Annotated in this window: 6 protein-coding genes and 1 pseudogene; 4 read left to right on the plus strand and 3 right to left on the minus strand. The window is 53.9% G+C overall.

The window, feature by feature from the left end:
• Positions 1–99: 99 nt before the first annotated feature.
• Complete coding sequence (gene rhlE, locus ACSZO4_RS23640; RefSeq protein ID WP_437891518.1) at positions 100–1,452, minus strand: ATP-dependent RNA helicase RhlE; 1,353 nt, start codon at positions 1,450–1,452, stop codon at positions 100–102.
• A gap of 262 nt (positions 1,453–1,714) precedes the next feature.
• Between rhlE and cecR the strand changes: the two genes are divergently transcribed.
• The 4 genes and pseudogenes from cecR to ACSZO4_RS23660 all read left to right on the plus strand — a co-directional run.
• On the plus strand, positions 1,715–2,380 hold the full coding sequence (gene cecR, locus ACSZO4_RS23645) for a transcriptional regulator CecR (RefSeq protein WP_437891519.1): 666 nt from the start codon (positions 1,715–1,717) through the stop codon (positions 2,378–2,380).
• Complete coding sequence (hlyD, locus tag ACSZO4_RS23650) at positions 2,380–3,375, plus strand: secretion protein HlyD (protein ID WP_437891520.1); 996 nt, start codon at positions 2,380–2,382, stop codon at positions 3,373–3,375. Before cecR ends, hlyD begins: the two co-directional genes overlap by 1 nt.
• Positions 3,368–5,107, plus strand: a complete 1,740-nt coding sequence (locus ACSZO4_RS23655) for an ATP-binding cassette domain-containing protein (RefSeq protein WP_437891521.1) — start codon at positions 3,368–3,370, stop codon at positions 5,105–5,107. Before hlyD ends, ACSZO4_RS23655 begins: the two co-directional genes overlap by 8 nt.
• A pseudogene (locus ACSZO4_RS23660) lies at positions 5,097–5,969 on the plus strand (ABC transporter permease); the annotation flags it as partial. The gene ACSZO4_RS23655 and the pseudogene ACSZO4_RS23660, both read left to right, overlap by 11 nt.
• Positions 5,970–6,082: 113 nt before the next feature.
• Here the strand turns inward: ACSZO4_RS23660 and ACSZO4_RS23665 are convergent.
• Together ACSZO4_RS23665 and ACSZO4_RS23670 are read right to left on the minus strand one after the other, a co-directional pair.
• A complete protein-coding gene (locus tag ACSZO4_RS23665; RefSeq protein ID WP_437891522.1) occupies positions 6,083–6,874 on the minus strand; it encodes a hypothetical protein in 792 nt (263 codons plus the stop codon).
• A 15-nt stretch (positions 6,875–6,889) separates the two neighbouring features.
• Positions 6,890–7,810, minus strand: coding sequence for an SGNH/GDSL hydrolase family protein (locus ACSZO4_RS23670; RefSeq protein ID WP_437891524.1), 921 nt, complete (start codon positions 7,808–7,810; stop codon positions 6,890–6,892).
• Between the last annotated feature and the right edge of the window lie 248 nt (positions 7,811–8,058).

The following is an 8,058-nucleotide window of genomic DNA, read 5'->3' on the forward strand; positions in this document are numbered from 1 at the left end:
GCCGAGGGCGGTTAAGATATCAAAAACCCGTTATCCGGTGAAACGCAGTGCCGCTCCGCTTAAGTGAACGGCATTATGCACGATGGCAGGGCTTTTTTATCAGGCGTTCGCCGCAGGTTTGCGCGGGCGAGGACGGCGCGGTTTATCCCCGGCCGGTTTGCTATCCTGGGAACGGGCCGGTTTTGCTCCGGACTTTGGCGCACCGCCGTCATTGCGACGCGGCTGCTGCTGACCACGACCGCCGCCGCCCTGACCGCGTCCACCGCGACCCTGGCTCTGACGACCGTTAACAATCGGCTCAGCCTTAATCGACGGATCCGGCTCGTAGCCCGGCAGAGCAATACGCGGGATCTCTTTTTTCAGCAGGCGCTCGATATCGCGCAACAGCTTAAGTTCATCCACGCAGACCAGCGATAATGCCTCGCCCGTTGCCGCAGCACGACCGGTACGACCAATACGGTGGACGTAATCTTCCGGCACATTAGGCAACTCGTAGTTCACCACATGCGGCAACTCTTCAATATCCAGACCACGGGCCGCAATGTCGGTTGCCACCAGCACGCGAATATCACCGGATTTAAAGTCAGCAAGCGCACGGGTACGCGCACCCTGGCTCTTGTTACCATGAATAGCGGCGCTGCGAATACCGTCTTTATTCAGTTGCTCAGCAAGGTGGTTTGCACCGTGTTTGGTACGGGTAAACACCAGCACCTGCTGCCAGTTGCCTTCGCCAATCATCTGGGAGAGCAGTTCGCGTTTACGCTTTTTGTCCACCATGTGTACATGCTGAGTCACCTGCTCGGACGCGGTGTTACGGCGCGCCACTTCAATTTCCAGCGGGTTGTGCAGCAGTTTTTCCGCCAGGCCTTTGATGTCATCCGAGAAGGTCGCGGAGAACAACAGGTTCTGACGGCGGGCTGGCAATTTCGCCAGCACACGGCGAATATCATGAATAAAGCCCATATCCAGCATACGATCGGCTTCGTCGAGCACCAGAATTTCGACATTGTCCAGCTTCACCGCATTCTGGTGTTCCAGATCCAGCAAACGACCCGGCGTTGCCACCAGAACATCCACGCCGCTGCGCAGTTTCATCATTTGCGGGTTAATGCTGACGCCACCGAAAACCACCAGCGAGCGCAAATTCAGATATTTGCTGTATTCGCGTACGTTTTCACCGATCTGAGCGGCAAGCTCGCGGGTCGGCGTCAGGATCAGCGCGCGAACCGGGCGACGGCCCTTCGCATGCGCTTCTTTCTGCACCAGGCGCTGCAACAACGGCAGGGTAAAACCTGCCGTTTTACCGGTACCGGTCTGGGCGCTGGCCATCAGGTCGCGACCGTCCAGAACCGCAGGGATCGCCTGCTGCTGAATAGGGGTTGGCTCACGGTAACCCAGCTCTTCAACTGCACGCAGGATTTCCGGATTCAGGCCAAGGGAATCAAATGACATAACAACTCCGCACCGCCCCGACCTTATCTGGTGTAGTTTTCGAGGAGATAATAATGTGACTAATGACAAAAACCACAATGCCATGAAGCGGCGGAGTGTAACAGCTTTTGTGATGCAGCGCATAAAATACTGCTGAGCCGTTCTTTGAAGCGATAATTATCCCCTTATCCACATCAACAAACCGCGCAGCGTAACTGGACAAGACGAAAAATTAACCATAAAATTAATCAATCGATTGATTAACTTTATGTGTCCCCTCACGATGAGTTCAACAACCAGCAAAGGCGAACAAGCCCGAAACCAGTTAATCGCCGCCGCGCTCGCACAGTTTGGCGAATACGGTCTGCATGCCACGACGCGCGATATCGCCGCCCAGGCCGGACAAAACATTGCCGCCATTCCTTACTATTTTGGCTCAAAAGAGGACCTGTATCTTGCCTGCGCCCAGTGGATTGCCGATTTTATTGGCGAACAGTTTCGCGCTTACGTCCAGGCGGCGGAAGCCCTGCTTGGGGAGACCGAACCGGATAAAGCCGCAGTGCGTGAACTTATCCATCAGGCCTGCCGCAACATGGTCATGTTGCTGACCCACGACGATACCCTCAACCTGAGTAAATTTATCTCCCGCGAACAACTCTCCCCGACCCATGCCTATCAGTTAGTCCATGATCAGGTGATCGCCCCGATGCACGGCCTTCTTACCCGCCTGATTGCGGCGTATACCGGATGCGACGCCAGCGATACGCGCACCATAGTGCATACCCATGCGCTGCTCGGCGAGATCCTCGCCTTTCGCCTCGGGCGTGAAACCATTTTGCTGCGCACCGGATGGGCGCATTTTGATAATCAAACAACCGATCTGATCTACCAGGTCATCACCTGCCATATCGATCTTATTCTTAACGGATTAACAAGGAGCGAAGCCTGATGAAAAAGCCTGTCGTGGTGGTGTTAATAGTCGTTATCCTGCTGGCGGCCCTTGGCGGCGGCTGGATGTGGTATCAGAGTCGGCAGGAGAACACCCTGACGCTGTATGGCAACGTTGATATTCGTACGGTGAATTTGAGTTTCCGGGTCGGCGGGCGTCTCGCCTCTCTGGCAGTGGATGAAGGCGATGCGATCGCCACCGGGCAGACGCTTGGCAATATTGATAAAGCCCCCTATGAGAACGCCCTGCTCCAGGCCAAAGCCAATGTCTCCACCGCTGAGGCGAAATATGAACTGGTAAACGCCGGCTATCGCGATGAAGAGATTGCCCAGACGGCAGCGGCGGTAAAACAGGCGCAGGCGGCATTCGACTACGCGCAGAACTTTTATCAGCGCCAGCTTGGGTTGTGGAAAAGCCGCACCGTCTCAGCCAACGATCTGGAGAACGCCCGCTCCTCCCGCGATCAGGCTCAGGCTTCGCTGAAATCAGCCCAGGATAAGCTCAGCCAGTACCGCACCGGTAATCGTCCCCAGGAAATAGCTCAGGCCAGAGCCAGTCTGGAACAGGCGCAGGCACAACTCGCCCAGGCGCAGCTGGATTTACAGGATACCGTACTTGTCGCCCCATCCGATGGCACCCTGCTCACCCGCGCCGTGGAGCCTGGCAGTATGCTGAGCGCCGGAAGCACCGTCCTTACCCTGTCACTCACCAGCCCAGTTTGGGTGCGCGCTTATGTCAACGAAGTCAACCTGCACCAGGCCGTACCCGGTAAAGCGGTATTGCTGACGGTCGACGGACGCCCTGACAAGCCGTATCACGGCAAAATTGGCTTTGTCTCCCCGACCGCTGAATTCACGCCCAAAACCGTCGAGACGCCGGATTTACGCACCGATCTGGTCTATCGCCTGCGCATCATCGTCACCGATGCCGACGAGGCGCTGCGCCAGGGAATGCCGGTCACCATCAGTTTCGCCAATGGAGCTAATAATGAGTGATGCGGTAATCCGCCTGTCCGGGCTGATGAAATGCTTTGCCGGCATGGATAAACCGGCGGTGGCGCATCTGGATTGTACCGTGCATGCCGGTTATGTGACCAGGCTGGTCGGGCCGGACGGCGCCGGGAAAACCACCCTGATGCGCATGCTCGCCGGACTGATGAAGCCGGATGAAGGCCAGGCCGAGGTGACAGGTTTCGATCCCATCGCCAATAACAGAGAGCTGCATGCCGTGCTCGGCTATATGCCGCAAAAATTTGGCCTGTATGAAGATCTCACGGTGATGGAAAACCTCACGCTGTATGCCGATTTACGCAGCGTCACCGGGGAACAGCGTCGGGAGACCTTCGCGCGTCTGCTGGCGTTCACCTCGCTTGCGCCCTTCACCGGGCGACTTGCCGGCAAACTATCCGGCGGCATGAAACAAAAACTGGGGCTGGCCTGTACGCTGGTCGGCAAACCCAAAGTACTGCTGCTCGACGAGCCAGGCGTTGGCGTCGACCCCATCTCACGGCGTGAACTGTGGCAGATGGTGCATAGCCTTGCCGACGACGGCATGTTGATTTTGTGGAGCACCTCGTACCTGGACGAAGCCGAGCAGTGTCGCGACGTGCTGCTGATGAACGAAGGTGAACTGCTGTATCAGGGCGAGCCGCGCGCGCTGACGCAAACCATGGCCGGACGCAGTTTTCTCGTCAGCAGCCCGCAGGAAAACAACCGCCAGCTACTGCAAAGGCTGCTGAAATTACCCCAGGTCAGTGACGGTATGATTCAGGGTAAATCGGTGCGCGCTATCCTCAAAAAAGAGGCCACGCCTGCCGCCTTAAAAGAGGCGTCACGGCTCGATACCCTGCACATCGAAGAAACCGCTCCCCGTTTTGAGGATGCCTTTATCGATCTGCTGGGCGGGGCGGCTTTTACCCAGTCGCCGCTGGGCGAAATTCTGCACACGGTTGAAGGAACCCCCGATGAAACGGTGATTGAAGCGCGGCAACTGACGAAAAAGTTCGGCGATTTTGCCGCGACCGACCATGTGGATTTTGCCGTCAAACGGGGCGAGATTTTTGGCCTGCTCGGCCCTAACGGCGCCGGCAAATCGACCACCTTTAAGATGATGTGCGGTCTGCTGGTGCCGACCTCCGGCAAAGCGCTGGTGCTGAATATGGATTTAAAAACCAGTTCCGGGCAGGCACGCCAGCATCTTGGGTATATGGCGCAAAAATTCTCGCTGTATGGCAACCTGACGGTCACGCAGAATCTGCGATTTTTCTCCGGTGTTTACGGCCTGCGCGGCCGCGCGCAACAGGAAAAAATCTCGCGTATGGTTGCGGCATTTGGCCTGAAAGCGATTGCCGACCAGGCCACCGATGCCCTGCCGCTGGGCTTTAAACAACGACTGGCGCTGGCCTGCGCGCTGATGCATGAGCCGGATATTCTTTTTCTCGACGAACCCACGTCCGGCGTCGATCCCCTTACCCGCCGCGAATTCTGGCTGCATATCAACAGCATGGTGGAAAAAGGGGTGACGGTGATGGTCACCACCCATTTTATGGATGAAGCGGAGTATTGCGATCGTATCGGGCTGGTTTATCGCGGCAAGCTTATCGCCCACGGGACGCCGGATGATCTAAAGGCGCAAACCGCCGATGCGCAGCATGCCGATCCCACTATGGAGCATGCGTTTATCACGCTTATCAATAACTGGGATAAGGAGCATAAGGATGCGCCGTAACTCTCTATCTCTGCGCCGCGTGCGCGCCCTGTGCGTCAAAGAAACGCGCCAGATTGTGCGCGATCCCAGTAGCTGGCTGATTGCCGTAGTGATCCCACTGATGTTGCTGTTTATCTTTGGCTACGGCATCAATCTTGACTCCAGTAAGCTGCGGGTCGGCATTTTGCTGGAGCAACAGAGTGACGAGGCGCTCGATTTTACCCATACCCTGAGCGGCTCGCCTTATATCGATGCCACTGTCAGCGATAACCGCCAGCAGCTTATTCAGATGATGCAGGCCGGGCGTATTCGCGGGCTGGTGATTGTGCCGGTTAATTTCGCCCAGCAGATGGCAAGACCCGGTGAAGATGCGCCCCTGCAGGTCATTACCGATGGCAGCGAACCCAATACCGCTAACTTTGTTCAGGGCTACGTACAGGGAGTCTGGCAAATCTGGCAGCAACAGCGGGCGGAAGATCGGGGAGAAAGCTTTGAGCCGCTGATCGAGGTGCAGATGCGCTACTGGTTTAACCCGGCGGCCATCAGCCAGCATTTTATTATTCCAGGGGCGGTGACCATTATCATGACGGTAATCGGCGCCATCCTCACCTCGCTGGTGGTCGCCCGCGAATGGGAGCGCGGCACCATGGAAGCGCTGCTCTCCACCGAAGTCACCCGCAGCGAACTGCTGCTGTGTAAACTTATCCCTTATTACTTCCTCGGCATGCTGGCAATGCTGCTCTGCATGCTGGTGTCGGTGTTTATTCTCGGCGTGCCTTATCGCGGATCGCTGGTGATTTTGTTCTTTATCACCAGCCTGTTTTTGCTCAGTACCCTGGGGATGGGGCTGCTGATTTCCACCATCACCCGTAATCAGTTCAACGTGTAGCGCGGCGATTTTTTCCGCATTAAAAAGCGATTTTTTCCGCATTAAAAATGCCGGCTTAAAATGCCGGCTTATGCACAATGCAAAATAAATCACCGATAAATTCAGGACTACAAACCAAATCGAGGACCAAAGGTTTCTTTAAGCCAGCGTTGATTCGCGATTATCCCTGTACCTCCAAGGTCCTGATTGAATACGAGTACCACACTAACGGCTGATATTCCTAAGAACTCCGTATCAGAGTGAGTGGTCCCAATTCGTAAGGTATGCACTGTTTCGACCCGACGAGGGTTTGTGGACGTTCCCGAATAAAAAGCAGAAACGTTAGCGTCAGTCGTAGGGTTGTAGTATGCAGCGCCAGCTTCTTTCCCGGCAATTGGCTGAATCAGTCCATATGAGATGATTAAGTCATCAACAGACAACCCTGAGGTCACGAGGTTTACTTGTGGTGGGGTTGACATTGCAAAATCGGAAAACTGTGAAATCCGAACATTGCCAGCACTTGCATAAGCCCTGAGGGTATCACCTTGTGCAATATTTGCGGTGGTTTCGTCTTTTTTGTAATTGGATAGCACAACCCCACTTTGCGCAGTGGTAGACACTGCCGGTAGTGAAATGCCAATCACTGCAAGGCTTTCAGTGGATGGTAATCCGGTATCGTAATAATTACTGTGGTCCAGTGTGGTATAAGTTGCACCAACCACCGGATTACCAATGCGCGTCAGGGGTAGCTCCGCGTTTGCATAATTAATGAGTGGGCTAACTGTCTGGTTTGAAAGGAAGTAAGCCCCAACCATACCCGTTTTGAATGGGAGGTCATCAAAGATCCTTTCAACGACGAATTCAGAAATATTTCGGTAATCACGAGGAGGAAGAGACACTCCAAGATTAATCGCAGGCATCGTAACAACCTCTTTTTAAAGTAAAAACTCTTTGCATGCCAAGTGAGTCAGATAATTGGCACCAATATTTGTCAAATGCAAATTGTCCCAATACATACCAGCATCACGGGCTTTGGACCATGCAGGCATAAATGCACGAAAATCGAACCATTCAGTTTCATATTTTTTTGCAACCCGAATAGTGGCGTCACGGATGTCAGTCATTGGGATAACGTAGCCGCTGTTTCCCTGTGAAGGGATAACCAGCACAATCGCCATATCGGGACATGCTGTTTTCCAGGCATTTACCCATGCATCAAGGGAAGATTCGAAGAGAGCAAGGCCACCGGAACGCCTTGCATCGTTGGTTCCAATGCACATAAAAAGCACATCGAGATCAAGTTGCTGAGCTGTATACTCGATATAGGGTAAGACTTTCAGATAGCCATCAGCAGTAATCCCTCCGTTACCTAGCTTATTGACTTCAATACCGTTACCACTTCCTTTTGCAACCAGATTTAACAGGCTGACAACACCAGTATTTACCGATGTGTCAATTTCTATCATATGAGGGGACAGCGCCAGACCATCTATGGCAACAGTTTTGGGAGTGTTAGTTCCGGCACCTGTTACAGTTATCCATTCCCCGCCATCAATTCGATAGCGGAACGCACCAGAAACATCCCAATAATTGATCGAGATAGATGTTGCCGTAAGATTACTGTAACTCAGTTGCCCAGCCGTTCCTGATGTGAAAATTGCCATCCCATCAGGACCGCATCCATATAGAGGGGCGCTAGTTGTGGCTGATGCGTCATATGATGACCAGCCTGATTTTGCCATAACGATACCGCGCATTTGCTGGCCTGTGGCAGCTGCTGGCCCACCCCCATCAATCCCAAACTGCAGTAATCCATCTCCCGCTTTACTGTATTCGGCAGCAAGGATATCCAACATGGCTTGAGGCAAATCGGGCCATTCAGTCCAGCTGTCACCTGTCCAGCCAGCCTTACAGTAAGAAGATACAGACTGATTCAGCTTTGACCGCTTGGCAGACCAGCGCCATAGAGAAGCGCCACTGGAGAAGGGTTTATCTTCTTTCTGGAAATTCAGATTTTCCTGTAAAAAACTTAAGGAAGGTGCGATTTAATCGTCAGTTATGAGAACATAAGGCTTTCTTTGCCATAGATTTTTCACGATGCCCG

The organism is Phytobacter sp. V91 (assembly GCF_965644225.1).
Taxonomy (GTDB): domain Bacteria; phylum Pseudomonadota; class Gammaproteobacteria; order Enterobacterales; family Enterobacteriaceae; genus CBFFRJ01.

Coding starts and splice junctions, on each gene's coding strand:
- ACSZO4_RS23665 (WP_437891522.1), bottom strand. CDS start 6,874: ATGCCTGCGATTAATCTTGGAGTGTCTCTTCCTCCTCGTGATTACCGA.
- hlyD (WP_437891520.1), top strand. CDS start 2,380: ATGAAAAAGCCTGTCGTGGTGGTGTTAATAGTCGTTATCCTGCTGGCG.
- ACSZO4_RS23655 (WP_437891521.1), top strand. CDS start 3,368: ATGAGTGATGCGGTAATCCGCCTGTCCGGGCTGATGAAATGCTTTGCC.
- cecR (WP_437891519.1), top strand. CDS start 1,715: ATGAGTTCAACAACCAGCAAAGGCGAACAAGCCCGAAACCAGTTAATC.
- rhlE (WP_437891518.1), bottom strand. CDS start 1,452: ATGTCATTTGATTCCCTTGGCCTGAATCCGGAAATCCTGCGTGCAGTT.
- ACSZO4_RS23670 (WP_437891524.1), bottom strand. CDS start 7,810: ATGTTGGATATCCTTGCTGCCGAATACAGTAAAGCGGGAGATGGATTA.